The sequence below is a fragment of the Vibrio sp. CJQ_6 genome, assembly GCF_043106745.1.
Classification (GTDB): domain Bacteria; phylum Pseudomonadota; class Gammaproteobacteria; order Enterobacterales; family Vibrionaceae; genus Vibrio; species Vibrio furnissii.
This window is the reverse complement of the sequence record NZ_JBICMV010000007.1, coordinates 1-15,161: the sequence shown is the minus strand read 5'-3', so window position 1 is coordinate 15,161 and position 15,161 is coordinate 1. Positions and strand designations below refer to the sequence as shown.

Genomic DNA, 15,161 nt, shown 5'->3' with positions numbered 1-15,161 from the left:
TACAAGCAAATTATGCTTCAGTGCGACGACGGCTGTGACCACGTTCACCACGGTGGTTACCACGGTTATCGCCACCACGATTACGGTCGAAACGACGTTCACCACCTTCGCGGCTACCGCCTTCACGGTTACCACGGAAGCCACCTTCACGACGGCCGCCTTCGCGGTTTCCGCCTTCACGGTTGCCACGGAAACCACCGTCACGACGGTTACCGCCATCACGACGACCACGTGATTCGCGGAAGTCATCGAAGTCACACACAACTGCGCCAACTTCTTTCTGACGAATACGCAGTTTGCGTAGTTTGCCAGTCACGTCTGCAGACATTGTTTTAGGCAGCTGAACAAACGTGTGGCCTTGCGCCAGTTTGATCGCGCCGATAGAACCTTTTGTCAGGCCCAGTTCGTTCGCGAGTGCGCCAACGATGTCTTTCACTTGTACGCCTTGATCACGGCCTACTTGCAGCTGGTAAGTTTCCCAGTCTGTGTTTGCAGTATATTCACGACGACCATCACGACGATCACCACCGTTTTCACGACGTTCACGACGACGCTGTTTGTCACGCTCTACAGCTTCGATCATTGGATCTTCACCTACGTAGAACAGAGGACGTTTGCCTTGTTGACGTTTCAGCAGAATCGCAGCCAGCGTGTTTGCATCAATTTCCAGAGACGCTTGCAGTTTCTCAACCAACTCAGCAAATTTCTCTAGAGAAGCGTGCTCTTTCTCAGCTTCCAGCTCAATCGCCAGTTGGCTTAGACGTGCTTCAGCCACTTTATCGCGGTGTGGAAGTTGGATTTCTTCCATTGAAGAACGTGTCACACGCTCGATGGTACGCAACATGCGGATCTGGTTAGTACGAACCAACAGGATCGCTTTACCTTTACGACCAGCACGGCCAGTACGACCGATACGGTGAATGTATGATTCTACATCGAACGGAATGTCGTAGTTGAATACGTGCGTGATACGTGGCACATCAAGACCACGCGCCACAACGTCAGTCGCAACCAGAATATCAATCACACCTTGTTTGATGTGATCAACAGTGCGCTCACGCAGAGACTGAGGAATATCACCGTGCAGTGCCGCTGCTTTAAAGCCACGTGCACACAACCAATCCGCTAGGCGCTCGGTGTCTTGACGAGTACGTACGAATACGATTGATGCATCCGTTTCTTCAGTTTCAAGAAGACGAGCCATTGCTTCATCTTTCTCTACGCCTTTTACAACCCAGTACTGCTGCTCTACTTTCGCAACAGTTTGGTTTGAACCGGCAACGTCAACGCGTGCTGGATCACGTAGGAAACGATCAACGATGTCTTTTACCATCGGTGGCATGGTTGCAGAGAACAGAACGCGTTGTGCTGTTTCTGGTGCTTGTTCCATGATCCAAGTCACGTCGTCAACGAAGCCCATTTTCAGCATTTCATCTGCTTCATCCAGTACGAATGTATGACATTCGTCTAGGTGCAGACGTTCACGGCTGATCAGGTCTTTTACGCGGCCTGGTGTACCCACAACGATGTGTGCGCCAGATTTCAGAGCGCGCATTTGATCAACGATAGATGCACCACCGTAGATCTCTAGAACTTTCAAGCCCTTAATGTTTTGGCCCAGATTTTTAACTTCTGCCGCAACCTGGATAGCCAGTTCGCGAGTTGGAGCCATTACGATTGCTTGCGGTTTGTACTGATTCAAATCCAATTTGTTCAGTAGTGGCAGCGAGAACGCTGCAGTTTTACCCGTACCTGTTTGTGCTTTACCTAGTGCGTCGCGGCCTTCCAGAAGAAGAGGAATTGCAGCAGCCTGAATTGGAGTTGGAGAAACGAAGCCCATATCGGTTAGGGCAGAAAGGATGGCACTGTTAAGTGCTAAGTCACTGAATTGAATGACAGATTCTTGCATGGGGATCCCACTAAAATAATGAATAACCAAGGTCCCACGTGCTTTACCATTCCAACTAATCCAAGAAAGTTGCTGAATCCGTTCAGATGCGGACGAGTATCAAAAAGCATCAAGCCACTAGGGACATCTAAGGGAGGCGGATTATTCCCTAAACACATAAAAAAAGCTAGAAAAAATTGAAATTCATCACAATTTTTTCTCAGTAGTGATAAAATGCCGCCTCAATAACGTGCTAAACACCTTATTTCCAAGAAATTCGCTGATTTAATCAGCAATTTAGCCTGGTCTATTTGGCACTGCTATACACGTTTCCGGTAGTAATAATCATAGCCAATGATTATAGTGTGCCCAGTTAATCGAGTCAGATATTAAAAGATGTTTCAAGATAACCCACTACTTGCCCAATTAAAGCAACAGATTCAAGAAAACCTGCCGAAAAAAGAAGGTCAAATTAAAGCGACCGATAAAGGATTTGGTTTCCTCGAAGTTGACAGCAAAACCAGCTTCTTTATTCCACCACCGTACATGAAAAAATGCATGCATGGTGACAAAGTGGTTGCCATCATCCGCACAGAGAAAGAGCGTGAAGTAGCGGAACCTCAAGAACTAATCGAACAATCTCTGACACGTTTTATTGGCCGCGTAAAACTTCACAAAGGCAAACTGAACGTTGCACCGGATCACCCACAATTGAAAAAGATGCCAATCAAGGCAAAAACGAAAAAGGGTTTGAATCCAGAACACTTTCAAGACGGCGACTGGGTCGTTGCTCACCTGACTCGTCACCCGCTGAAAGACGACAATGGCTTCTTTGCTGAGATTTCTGAGAAAATCACTGACGCCGATGACAAGATTGCACCTTGGTGGGTCACGCTGGCAGAAAACGATTTGCCAAACTGCGAACCGGCCGGTATCGAACATTGGGAATTAAAAGACGACGCTGATCTCACGCGTGTCGATTTGACAGATGTCCCATTTGTCACCATCGATGGTGAATCGACCAAAGATATGGACGATGCGCTATACGCGAAAAAACTAGACGATGGCAGCTTCGCCCTGACCATTGCTATCGCCGACCCGACCGCCTACATCACCCCAGAAGATGATATGGACAAAGTAGCGCGCGAGCGCGGCTTCACTATCTATTTACCGGGGCGCAATATTCCAATGCTGCCACGCGATCTGGCTGACGAACTCTGTTCGCTGATCGAAAACGAAGTTCGCCCTGCCCTGTGCTGCACCGTCACTGTTGATAAAGATGGCGTGATTGGCGACGACATTCGTTTCTTTGCTGCCAACATTAAATCGCACGCGCGTCTGGTTTACGACCACGTATCCGATTGGTTAGAAACCGGTTCAAGCGACGCTTGGCAACCGACTGATGCAATCGCGCAAGTGGTACGCGACCTCTACGAATTTTCTCAAGCGCGTGCCAACTGGCGTGAAACACACGCGGTCGTCTTCCCCGATCGTCCCGACTACCGTTTCGAACTGAGCGAAGATAACGACGTAGTGGCAATTCATGCCGACTCGCGTCGCACCGCAAATCGCTTGGTTGAAGAATCGATGATCACCGCGAATATCTGCGCCGGTAAAACACTGCAAGCGGCCTTTGGCACGGGCGTATTCAACACACACGCAGGCTTTAAGCCAGAAAAAGTTGCCGATATCGTTGCGCTGATGAATTCGCATGGCGCGGAATGCAGCGAAGAGAGCGTGAATACCGTAGAAGGTTTCGCCGCGCTGCGTCGTTGGTTATCGACTCAAGAAACATCTTACTTGGACAACCGCATTCGTAAGAGCCAAAGCTACAGCGAAATCGGCAATCAACCATTGCCACACTTCGCTATGGGCCTTGATGTTTACGCCACGTGGACGTCGCCGATTCGTAAATACGGCGACATGATCAACCACCGAATGCTGAAAGCACACATTCTGGGTAAAGAATCGGTCCAAAAGCCAGACGAAACTGTGGGCGAAGAGTTGGCTTTGCATCGTAAACACCACAAGATTGCTGAACGCAACGTCGCAGACTGGTTGTATGCACGCACGCTGGCTGAAGAGCCAGCAAAAGAGACACGCTTTACTGCGGAAATCTTCGACATCAACCGCGCCGGCATGCGTGTACGTTTGCTTGAGAACGGCGCAATGGCCTTCATTCCTGGCGCATTGATTGTCAACAACAAAGAACGTATCGAGTGCAACGGCGAAGATGGCACGGTGTCTATCGATAAAAATGTGGTTTACAAACTGGGCGACACACTGGAAGTCGTGTTGACCGAAGTGAACCAAGAAAACCGCAGTGTCGTGGCCAAACCAACGCAAGTGTTTGCCGAAGCGCCGAAAGCGCCAGAAGCTTCACAAGAGCCAAGCCAAGCGTAAGCGCGACACGATCAAAAAAGGCATTCATCATGAATGCCTTTTTTATTGCCTGAAATAGATTCGTAAACCCTCAAGACCAAAAGTACGCTTTCGGGTCCTTTTCCACTTCTCGAATCAACGCGGTTAAATCACCACTTTTGGATAGATACGGATACGGAACCCATTCCGGCGTTTCGCCCGAACCCGATGGCACATACAACGCCCACAAGTTCGACTCTTCTTCCCAGATCACTTTCGCCACTGGGCTGGTGTAATCGCAATGCGCAGAGTCCAACTTAAAGTGGCTCTGCATAAACTGGACGCCATTTTCGATGGATTCAAAACCGGACTTACCCAATTCAGCCGGCAAGCTCTGATTTCGATTGTCGCACACCAGTGCCGCTCTTCGCTCTATCTGACGCTGCAGTAAACTAATGACCGCCATAACTCCCTCAACGTCTTTCTCAACCAGCTAACCGACTCAGTATCTCCTGAAAGAACTGAATTTTCTATGATCTCAATGTGTTTTGAGTATAACCCATCCCGTTTAAACTGGAGGCATTTCACACTATCAAGCTTGCACAAGACGACGATTCACAAAATTGTAATCTAAGCGACATAACATAATGCTTTGTTCGATTACCTATTTTGGAGTTCACTTATGCTACGGGTCGCGCTTGCTGCTCTTTGCTCACTCTCACTTTTGACCTCTTTTGCGCAAGCGAGCGAGATTAATGTCTCTGGTTCTACATCTGTTGCTCGCATCATGGATGTATTGGCCGAAGAATACAATGCCACTCATCCGGACAGCTACGTCGCTGTTCAAGGTGTTGGCTCCACAGCCGGAATTACATTGCTGAAAAAAGGCGTTGCTCAAATCGCCATGAGTTCACGTTACCTCACCGAAAATGAAGAGGAGGAATCGCTCAACTCTTTCCTACTCGCCTACGATGGCCTCGCCGTGATAGTGAACCGCGCCAACCCTGTCAATAACTTATCGCGTGAACAGTTGTATGAGATTTACAAAGGAACCATCACCAACTGGAAACAAGTGGGTGGTAGCGACCAAAAAATCGCAGTGGTTACGCGTGAAGCCTCTTCTGGCACACGTTACAGTTTCGAAAGCCTACTGGGGCTGACCAAAATCATCAAAGACCGTTTGGTGTCTGATATCAGTCCAAACAACTTGGTGGTGAACAGCAACAGCATGGTCAAAACGCTGATTAATCACAACTCGCAAGCCATCGGTTTTGTGTCCACAGGATCTGTTGATAAATCGGTCAAAGCGATCCAATTCGAGGGCATCGATGCGACATCAAAAACGATTGCCGAACACAAATACGCTTTGTCTCGCCCATTTTTGGTGTTGCATTACAGCGAGAAAGCCAGCAAAGAAGCCAAAGCCTTCCTCGACTTTCTGCATTCTGAACGCGCGAAAGCATTGATCGTTGAATACGGCTACATTCCCGTTGGGGAATACAAATAACAGGCACAAAAAAGGAGAGCCAATGCTCTCCTTTTTTAATGCTCGACGCACTTAAAAATGCAGTTGAATCACTGAGACCACAACACACCCAGGGCGGCGAACACCTTCGATCTCCACCTTGATTTCACGTTCAATCTCAAGGCCTTTCTTAATCGGTGTGACTTTAGACAACGTACTCACTGCACGAACTCGGCTGCCAGATTTCACCGGATAAGGGAAACGTACAGAGTTGAGGCCAATGTTCACTACCAGCTTTGCGGTCGGGAACAGTGAGTTATCCGCATCCACGCTATCGGTTAACTTAGGCAGTAACGCCAAGGTTAAAAAACCGTGTGCGACGGTGGTTTTAAATGGTGACTCAGCTTGTGCTTTGTCTGGGTCAGTGTGAATCCATTGCATATCTTCCGTGACAGCACCAAATTGGTTAATACGATCCTGATCAACGAGAATCCAGTCACCGGTATGGATCACGTCACCAATTTGTGGCACCAATTCATCGTACACCACCTGCGCTTCGGGTTTTAACACGATAGGCTCGGGGATTTGTACGTCTTCATTTGCCGGCTGATGGAAATCTTTCACCCAAGTGAACAGCTGGCGATTATTGGCTTTGCCTAAGAATTCGTCCCAGTATTCACGCATAGCAGGAGAAACCCACTGCTTAAATTCAGCGTGTTTAACAAGATTTTCTGCACGATGTTTAAATAGATCCGCGACTTTCATAAAACCTCATTCTTAACTAAGAAGAAATGCTAATGTCCTAATTTTGAAGTACTTCACAGTAAGTCGCAAACACTTTCGGGCGTACAGTCGTATTCTCAACCTTAATTTATTTTTATATATCAATATATTAGCAATAAAACATTATTTTATTAGCACTTCACAAATTAGAGTAAATACACCATTCTTTTGTGCAAAGTTTCGACACAGTTAACGACCCAAGTTCTGCATTTTGATGGCTAAAACTGCGCAAACATTGGCCAAATGGGCATTTTTTGCCCTTTATTTTTGTTGGTCAATGACACGCTCAACACAGGCGTACCCGCTGGTTTACTGAACATGCGGTGAGCGCACAATTTCTTCTTCCACCCAACGCAGTAACTTCTTAATCGCTTTCGATAACACTTGGTTTTGGCGCACAATGTAACCCAAACTAGCAGAAGGAAATGTCGGCAACGGCGTGATCGTCGATTGCAGGTTGAGCTTCGGATGGAGCGAAAAGTCAGGCACAATCGCGATGCCAAAGCCGGCTTCTGCCCAATCAATCTGTGCGTCCACACTATCGACTTCCATAATGCGATACTTGGGCAGTTTTAGATCAGGCAGCGCAGGATCCATCAAATCCCGCGTTCGCGTATCGTGACCCAGAAGAATCAATGTCGGCGCTTCAAGGTTATCGACCTGCTCCCCTTTTTGCCACGCTTCAAGGCCGTTTCCTAACGCGCACCATGTGACCTGTTTCAGCTCCGTGAAATGCAGCGGTTGACTCTCCTTTTGCGCCATCACAAAACCGAGATCGGCTTTCGCACTCTTCACTGAATCTGACGCCTGTGTCGATGTGGTGTTCAGCAACGTTAAATCAATACCGGGAAACTCGGCTTTAAATGATTGAAACGGCCCAATCAGTAACCAACGCGAAATAATATCGCTCGCAGCAATCGTGAGCGTGCCTTGGCACAAATCGTTAATCGCATTGAGGTCCGACTGACAGCTTTGTAGTTCCATCAATGTATTTTGCGCACTTTGCAACAAGCGTTCACCCGCTTGCGTCAGACGAAACGGATTACGTTCAATCAGTTTGACGCGCGTACTTTGTTCCAGCTGTTTGATGTGCAAACTCACGTTGGGCTGAGTCATGTGCAGTTCGTTGGCCGCCTTGCCAAAATGCTCCAAACGAGCCAGCGTGACAAACGTGTTGAGCCAGTTGAGATCCAGCATATCCGCTCCTAAACCATCTATGATGCCGAAAATGGTGGTGTGATCATTGAACGCGGTCAAATTATCTCGATATGAATTCCTTATCAAGCTCATAATGATTATTAATTTTTCTTATTCCCGATCCCCCCATAGGATAAAAAGGTAACTTTTAAGGAGATCAAAACATGTCGTCTATCGTTGTAGTTGGTGCTAACTGGGGTGATGAAGGTAAAGGCCGTATCGTGGACTATTTAGCAGATAGCGCCGCAGCCAGCATCCGTTTCCAAGGCGGTAATAACGCCGGTCATACCGTTGTGAATGATTTTGGTACATTCAAACTGCACCAACTGCCAAGCGGCGTGTTCAACCCAGGCTGTATTGCGGTGCTTGGCCCTGGCATGGTGATCAGCCCTGCGCCACTGTCTCAAGAAATCGCAGAAGTCAAAGAAGCTGGCGTGAACGTCAACCTGTGCATTTCTGACCGCGCCACGCTGTGTCTGCCTATTCACGCACTGGAAGATACGCTAGAAGAATTACGCCTTGGTGATGGCGCTTACGGTTCAACGCGTCAAGGCATCGCACCTGCATACGGTGACCGTGTCATGAAGAAAGGGATTCTGGTTGGTTGGTTGAAACAACCTGAAGTACTGCGTGAACGTATTCAATTCATGCTGGACTGGAAACTGCCGCAATTAAAAGCGCTTTACCCAACTTTCGAATTTACGCAAACCGCACAAGAAATGACAGACTGGTTGTTGGAAGTTTCTGCCCCATGGCGCGATGCGATTTGTAACGTCAGCGAGCCATTGAAAGCGCTGCAAGCGAAAGACGAAAACCTACTGTTTGAAGCACAATTGGGCGCCGGTCGTGACCTCGTTTACGGTGAATACCCATGGACAACTTCTTCAAACGTGACAGCAGCATACGCAGGTTTGGGTAGTGGTTTACCAGCACTTCGCCCAGAGCGCATCATTGCGGTTGCCAAATCATTCAGCTCTTCTGTCGGTACAGGCACATTGATCACCGCCATGGAAGAGCAAGACAGCTTCCGTGAAGCTGCGAATGAATACGGCGCGGTCACCGGTCGCCCACGTGATATGGGTTATTTCGATGCAGTGGCAACACGTAACGGCGTTGAACTACAAGCTGCAACAGAAGTTGCACTGACTAAACTGGACTGCCTAAGCGGCATGCAAGATCTGAAAATCTGCGTGAACTACGACGGCGACCATAGCGAAAACCCAATTTGGCCACAAACGTCTGCCCTTGCGCCAGTTTACGAACAAATGGAAGGCTGGAGCGAAGACATCACCGGTTGTCGCACCTTTGAAAGCTTGCCAGTTGCAGCGCAAAAATACGTACTGCGTGTTGAAGCGCTCATGGGTGTGCCCGTGAAAATGATTTCAGTGGGTCCAGAACGCGCGCAGATGATTCTGCGTTAATCTGCCCCAAAAGAACCAAGCCAAGGCCGACGATGACGTCGGCCTTTTTGTTGTGTTCAGCCCCACCGGCCTCGCGCCAACCTTGCTTTCAAAACAAAATTCGTAAAAATGGTTATAGACTAGTCAGTTAGCACAATGACGTATTTACAACATGGTTATCCGCGAGTATAGTTCTTCGCACTTACGGAGAGATGGCTGAGTGGTTGAAAGCACCGGTCTTGAAAACCGGCGATGGTTAATAGCTATCCTAGGGTTCAAATCCCTATCTCTCCGCCACTTTTTGAACGAAGCTGTTGATTTTCAACAGCTTCTTTCATTTCTGCGGTACAAAAGTCACTGATACATAAAGGTGATACATATGTACCTGTTGAAACATCCTTCAGGCGTGTTTTATACCCGCGTAATCTTCCCTTCTTCCTTAAGAAGCTTAGGCTATCCAAGTGAGCGAAGAGTTTCGCTCCAAACGAAAAATCGCCCTCTGGCTATTGTCCGCAATTTGGAAATGACATCGCACTTGAAGCGGTTGTTTATCGATTTAGCTCAAGATGAGTCATTTGATATTGCTTTATGCTCAACAGCAATTGAATCCATCATAGAGACACTCCGTTCTGGGTATGAAACACCCGATGATGACCGTTCAAATGGTTTGCCTATTCCTCAAATTACTCAACCTGTATTTGATACACCTCAGCATGCTGTAGGATTACACAGCGCAAAAAATGAGTATTACGATTTTCGAGGCTGGCTCAGAGAGTTCATTCAAACGAAAACCCACGAGAATGTTACAGCGCTAACCGCACACCAGCTCACAACAAGAATCAGCCACTTTCTTGATTATTTAGATGCAAACCTCATAGATTGTCCTGATAGCGGTTCTATGCTGGCATATATTGATTTTCTGCGAACAGAAGGACGTTCAGCGAAGACTAACAAAGACTACTTTGCTGCAACGAAACAGTTCCTCACATGGGCACATGCAAAGAACTACCTAGAGAAAAACCCTGCACAATCTCTTAAACCATCGTTCAAGAAAACAAAGCATGTCAGTGAAGAGCGCCATCGCTGGTCTGTTGCAGAATTAAAACGCTTTTTTCATTCACCTGAATTTCTTGGGCACACGGCTGACTTCAAGTGGATAACGTATCTTCAGCTCTTTATGGGAATGCGCACTCAGGAGCCGTGCCAGCTTTATATCAGCAATGTCCATCTTGAGGATGCTATTCCCTTTATTTCTATCTCAGACCGTTATCAGTTACAGCACTTAAAGAATCAACAAGCTGTTCGCTCAGTGCCAATCCACCCTTACTTGCTTGAGTGTGGCTTTGCCGAGTTTGTCGAATCTCGTTCTTCAAATACAGATAAGCCATTGTTTAACTACACACCGCAAGGTAAAGACCATGATTGGTCAAAATTGTATCGAACGCAGTTTGGTAAGCTTCAGACCAAGCTTGGTATGAAACCTAAAGCTCGTCCCACTGCGTACAGCCTTCGGCATACCTTTATTGATGAGCTCAAGATGCAAGATGTACCTGAGCATCTTGTGGCGGATATTGTCGGGCACTCAAACCCGAACATGACCTTTGGGCGCTACGGTAAAAAAGCGCAACTCTCAAAGATGCTAGAGACACTCAACAAGCTGACTTTGGAGGAAGTATTATGATTTCACTGTCACTTTCTGAGCTCACATGCATTATCGAAGTACTGGCAGAGTCTGAGCAATCTCTAGACTATGACTACTCAGCCATGTTTAATATTGGCTTTACTCAAAATGACCTGATGGCGTTTAAAAGCATCATACGTCAACTTAAGGCCGCTCCCTCGCTCGATGAGCGAGAACTCCTCGAACAGTCTGAAGTAACACTTCTGCGTAAGCTAGGGGGCCTGTCATCGGTTAAACTCGCTATGGGAATTGATGAAAGCGACTTTATCCCGCATACAAAAAACGGTATGGCGCATGAACAGCAAGGACTTTGCTTAACGTATTCAGATTATTTACGTTACGCAAGTTCAATCAAAACCAGTGATGGCTCTATCCAAAGTTGGCTTCTCTGCAATCTTACTGTTCAGTTTGCTGATGGATTACAGCTTCAATCAATTCCCATAACCTGTGAAGAATCTGTTGCAATTCCATCTAGTGATCAAGAAGCTGCATTGGTTGGGGCGGCGTTAATTGCTGATCGGTATCAGTTGATAACTTATGACGCACGAAGCTCTCTTATGTCATTACTTTGTTTAAGAGATCAAAGAGTTGTAACCATAGAAGTCAGGTGTCTTTCATCAACGCTTACAAATAGTCACTATGATGCTTTCTGCGTTGAGAATGACGCAAAGACAACCTCTTTTGATAAAAAAAGAAAAGTTGTAACCTTTTCCGAGCAGATTAGGAGAGACTTGCAGTAGAGCGTTGCGGAGTACATTTCTTATCTATTCTTAGATGGTTAAAGAGTTCTTAAACCATCTAGGAAATCACCACGAAACGGAGCTGTACTGGCTCATACCCCCGATCTGATGCTTTAGGTGCCATGATAGTACATGGCTACTTAATTGCGGTATAAAACGCTTTTTGCGCATCCGTGCTAGCACGTTTCTGGACGTGCGACGTGAAGTCGTATGAGGCGCTGTTCACCGCTTCAAGAGTGAACCATCTGTATCACCAGATGAACCTAGGACTCTGAATAAAGTAGCGAGTCTGACAATGTAACGAAGGTTGGCATTGGCCAATCGGGATTAAAATCGTGAGAGGACAATCCTCCTGATAACCACAAATTGGGTAAGTGCTAGGTAGTCAGTATGATGAACGAATGTGAATCCGTTTAAGGTGCGTCATACGATGAAACAGCGAAAGTGGTTAATACGCTGTAGCCAAAAGGCAACGAGAGTAGGAAAGAGGTTGTCCAGTACTCTTTCGTGATCATTGAACTCTCCGCACCATAGCGGGCATCTAACCTGATATTGCGTGACATACGGAACACGGTAAGCCTGTATCACTCCTTATGGGAAAGTCTCTGCGACCGATAGTGATGCAGGTATAGGAGGTCGGAAAAAGCGAAAGCTGCATTGTAATGATGCAGATACAGGCTTGTGCCTGACCACGAAAGTGAGCCCACTTCCGACTGGTCTCCCATTGCGAGAAAATTTGAAGAACTTTATTTAAGGAGAAAAGCAAATGATGATCTCGAAAGAGATTAGTGCATCTTCTAACGGTGCTCTGTGGCAGTCTATTGACTGGAAATCCGCTGAAGCGCACGTATTAAAGCTTCAAATGCGTATCGCAAAAGCAACGAGAGAAAAGAAATACGGTAAGGTTAAATCCTTACAGTGGCTCTTAACTCATTCTCGCTCAGCAAAACTGCTTGCTGTTAAGCGAGTCTCTCAAAACAAAGGCAGTAAAACGTCTGGAATAGATGGCGTTATCTGGAACACAGATATGCGCCGCATGAAAGCAGTGAATCAACTGAGTCGCAAGACTTACAAAGCAAAACCACTCAAACGTATCTACATCCCCAAAAAGAATGGCAAACTCAGACCTCTAGGTATTCCGTGCATGATAGATAGAGCGCAACAAGCGCTCCACCTGCTTGCACTAGAGCCTGTTTCTGAAACACTAGCCGACCTCAACAGCTATGGATTCAGACCAAACCGCAGCACCGCTGACGCCATCAGTCAGTGCTTTAAATGCTTGGCTCTGAAGAAATCAGCAAAATGGGTTCTTGAGGGTGATATTAAAGCTTGCTTCGATAAAATCGGGCATCAATGGCTTATGGACAATATCACTGTAGATAAACGAATGTTAGAGCAATGGCTAAAGTCTGGTTTTGTGGATAAAGGCCTGTTCTACGACACCGATGAGGGTACACCACAAGGAGGGATAATATCCCCAACCTTGATGCTAATGACCCTCGCAGGGCTAGAGCAACGCATAAGATCCACAGCACTCAGAAATGGAGCTAGGGCTAACTTCATTGGTTACGCTGACGATTTCGTGGTCACTTGCTCTTCAAAGGAAGTGCTAGCGAACGATATCAAACCGTTGATTGCTGACTTTTTGGCTGAAAGAGGGTTAACCCTATCCGAAGAGAAAACGAAGATTACTCATATTGACGATGGTTTTGACTTTCTAGGCTTCAACCATAGGAAGTACAAAGGGAAACTGTTCATTAAACCGAGCAAGTCTAACACTCTGTTATTCTTGAGGAATCTACGTGAGCTTATCAAAAAGCACGCAACTATCCCCGTTAATGATCTTATCAAACTGATAAATCCGAAACTTAGAGGATGGGCGAATTACTACCGCCACTGCGTTGCTAAGCAAGTGTTCGGATATGTAGGCCACAAACTATTCCAAACTCTATGGCACTGGGCTAGAAGGCGTCACCCAACAAAATCTAAAACTTGGGTCGCCCTTAAATACTTCATCAACCGTCATGGCCAGTGGCAATTTCACGGTTGGCAGAAGATCATGAATATGGATTGTCAGTTTAATCTGTTCCAAATTGCGAAAGTGCCAATAGAGCGACATGTGAAAATCCGAAGTGCTGCGACTCCTTATGACCCCGATTACCAAGAATACTTGGCTAAACGAAAGTCAAAAAGGCAAGCACGTAACTCTTGGGTTGAGCCTGTTCCAACTGCTTTATGAGTTGCTGGGTATCAAGCGATGCCTTAGTGGAGGCTTGAGCCGTATGCAGTGAAAGTTGCACGTACGGTTCTTAGAGGGACGGCACTTGGTAACAAGTGTCGTCTACTCGACAGAAACGTTTTAGAACTGATGCGCTATAGCTTTTCTGTCAGATTAGGAAAAATATGTTGAGGCCATAGTCGTTTGTTATACCCTATTCATCATATGGCTTTAACATATCCAATACTTGTGTGAATGTATCTGCAACAGGAAATATTGCGTCTTCCCCTTCAAGCTCATGAAACCAAAACACCACTGTTGGATTAGTAATACTGTACGAATAGTCTAAGCAAAGATAGTCACCTCCAGCACCAATAGCGATTGGCAAGTAGTTCTTTGATATACCGTGTATTTTGCGCAACTTTGAAAGTGATGAAATAACGTTTGTGCAACTTTCTAGCGGGTCAAGAGTTAATAATTCACCAAAGCCAATACCCCAAGATGAACCATCGACATCAATCGACAAACTTCCGTTTTTCGGTTGTCCACCGTGATAATACTTGACGCACTCAACGTAATCTTGAGGCAAACTGAACTGAATTATTGTTGAAACACTTTCGATCAATTCATCTCTCAAAGGCAAGTGGTCTTCTTCGAAGATCAGCCATTCATTTCCAATACTCAAGTATTAATCCTCCAATGGGGTATAACGCTTTCTAAACGGCTTTTAGCCGTTTTTCATACTCCCATCATGCAATCTTTCCAATTACAGTTCAATTTACAATCAAAAGGTTAATGAGAGGGAATGGGTATTAGATTGCAAAATGACGCATAATTTTAAAAAGCTCACGACGACGCTCGCTCGGATAACTACAGGTAAGGGAAACTTTCATCCAAAAGAAGTTAATTAACTTCAGTGATAACAAACAATGGGGCAGATTCGATTTTAATTCTTCATTTGATGGGCTTTAAGTCGTTCGCTTAACTCCCATAAAGCTATTCGATTTGAATCATACTTGAGAAGTTCGCTCGCCTCAGTTGCGTTACACCAACGGAATTCAGTGTGTTCCGAAGATAACTGTGGCTCCCCCGAAACCTGCACTGAGAATGAGTATTCTGGTATCACATAAGGGTGATCGCTCCATTTTTCATGACCAGAGTAAAACACTCTAGGTAACATGCACATAGAATCAAGTTGAACCCAGTCACTACCTGTTAACGACGTCTCTTCATACAATTCTCTTTTTGCGGCATCGAACAAAGACTCTTGATCTTCTCCACCACCAGAAATTGCCTGCCATTCACCATTGTCTGTACGGCAAGCAATCAAGAAGATAGGTTCTGAAATTTTAAATTTATATGGAAATATCAGAACCTGAAATGGTGCTCTCACTGCGTTGATTCCACTGTTGTTGCGAATCAATAGAT

General features: G+C 46.2%; 12 protein-coding genes and 1 tRNA gene. 7 read left to right on the top strand and 6 right to left on the bottom strand.

All coding sequences use genetic code 11. The features are described from left to right. Positions 1-10: 10 nt before the first annotated feature. Positions 11-1,909, bottom strand: coding sequence for a DEAD/DEAH box helicase (locus ACF8PK_RS00660; RefSeq protein WP_014257182.1), 1,899 nt, complete (start codon positions 1,907-1,909; stop codon positions 11-13). A gap of 375 nt (positions 1,910-2,284) precedes the next feature. Here ACF8PK_RS00660 and rnb point away from each other — a divergent pair, with 375 nt between their 5' ends. Further along, positions 2,285-4,291, top strand: coding sequence for an exoribonuclease II (gene rnb / locus ACF8PK_RS00655; RefSeq protein ID WP_392439541.1), 2,007 nt, complete (start codon positions 2,285-2,287; stop codon positions 4,289-4,291). Between the two features lie 70 nt (positions 4,292-4,361). Here the strand turns inward: rnb and ACF8PK_RS00650 are convergent, their stop codons facing one another. Continuing rightward, on the bottom strand, positions 4,362-4,715 hold the full coding sequence (locus ACF8PK_RS00650) for a DUF3024 domain-containing protein (RefSeq protein ID WP_014257180.1): 354 nt from the start codon (positions 4,713-4,715) through the stop codon (positions 4,362-4,364). A 216-nt stretch (positions 4,716-4,931) separates the two neighbouring features. Between ACF8PK_RS00650 and ACF8PK_RS00645 the strand changes: the two genes are divergently transcribed. Continuing rightward, entirely contained in the window at positions 4,932-5,756 is an 825-nt protein-coding gene (locus tag ACF8PK_RS00645; RefSeq protein WP_392439538.1) for a phosphate ABC transporter substrate-binding protein, read from the top strand. Between the two features lie 51 nt (positions 5,757-5,807). Here the strand turns inward: ACF8PK_RS00645 and ACF8PK_RS00640 are convergent, their stop codons facing one another. Then, complete coding sequence (locus tag ACF8PK_RS00640) at positions 5,808-6,479, bottom strand: MaoC family dehydratase (protein ID WP_392439536.1); 672 nt, start codon at positions 6,477-6,479, stop codon at positions 5,808-5,810. A 327-nt stretch (positions 6,480-6,806) separates the two neighbouring features. Beyond that, positions 6,807-7,694 carry a LysR family transcriptional regulator gene (locus ACF8PK_RS00635; protein ID WP_004727965.1) on the bottom strand — a complete coding sequence of 296 codons (888 nt, stop codon included), beginning with the start codon at positions 7,692-7,694 and terminating at the stop codon, positions 6,807-6,809. Between the two features lie 164 nt (positions 7,695-7,858). Here ACF8PK_RS00635 and ACF8PK_RS00630 point away from each other — a divergent pair, with 164 nt between their 5' ends. The 5 genes from ACF8PK_RS00630 to ltrA all read left to right on the top strand — a co-directional run bounded on the left by ACF8PK_RS00630 (position 7,859) and on the right by ltrA (position 13,754). Next, the gene (locus tag ACF8PK_RS00630) at positions 7,859-9,115 is read left to right on the top strand and encodes an adenylosuccinate synthetase (protein WP_014257177.1); all 1,257 of its coding nucleotides are present in this window, start codon (positions 7,859-7,861) and stop codon (positions 9,113-9,115) included. A gap of 185 nt (positions 9,116-9,300) precedes the next feature. Beyond that, a tRNA-Ser gene (locus ACF8PK_RS00625) sits at positions 9,301-9,391 on the top strand. Positions 9,392-9,473: 82 nt separating this feature from the next. After that, the gene (locus ACF8PK_RS00620; protein ID WP_392439533.1) at positions 9,474-10,775 is read left to right on the top strand and encodes a tyrosine-type recombinase/integrase; all 1,302 of its coding nucleotides are present in this window, start codon (positions 9,474-9,476) and stop codon (positions 10,773-10,775) included. After that, positions 10,772-11,515 (top strand): hypothetical protein, encoded by a 744-nt coding sequence (locus tag ACF8PK_RS00615; RefSeq protein WP_392439530.1) that lies wholly within the window; start codon positions 10,772-10,774, stop codon positions 11,513-11,515. Before ACF8PK_RS00620 ends, ACF8PK_RS00615 begins: the two co-directional genes overlap by 4 nt. A 766-nt stretch (positions 11,516-12,281) precedes the next feature. Next, positions 12,282-13,754: a group II intron reverse transcriptase/maturase gene (ltrA, locus tag ACF8PK_RS00610; RefSeq protein ID WP_392439528.1), complete on the top strand. Its 1,473-nt coding sequence runs from the start codon at positions 12,282-12,284 to the stop codon at positions 13,752-13,754. Between the two features lie 193 nt (positions 13,755-13,947). Here the strand turns inward: ltrA and ACF8PK_RS00605 are convergent, their stop codons facing one another. Together ACF8PK_RS00605 and ACF8PK_RS00600 are read right to left on the bottom strand one after the other, a co-directional pair. Beyond that, complete coding sequence (locus ACF8PK_RS00605; protein ID WP_392439526.1) at positions 13,948-14,418, bottom strand: SMI1/KNR4 family protein; 471 nt, start codon at positions 14,416-14,418, stop codon at positions 13,948-13,950. Positions 14,419-14,679: 261 nt separating this feature from the next. Next, positions 14,680-15,126: an NUDIX pyrophosphatase gene (locus tag ACF8PK_RS00600; RefSeq protein ID WP_114867254.1), complete on the bottom strand. Its 447-nt coding sequence runs from the start codon at positions 15,124-15,126 to the stop codon at positions 14,680-14,682. Positions 15,127-15,161: the final 35 nt, after the last annotated feature.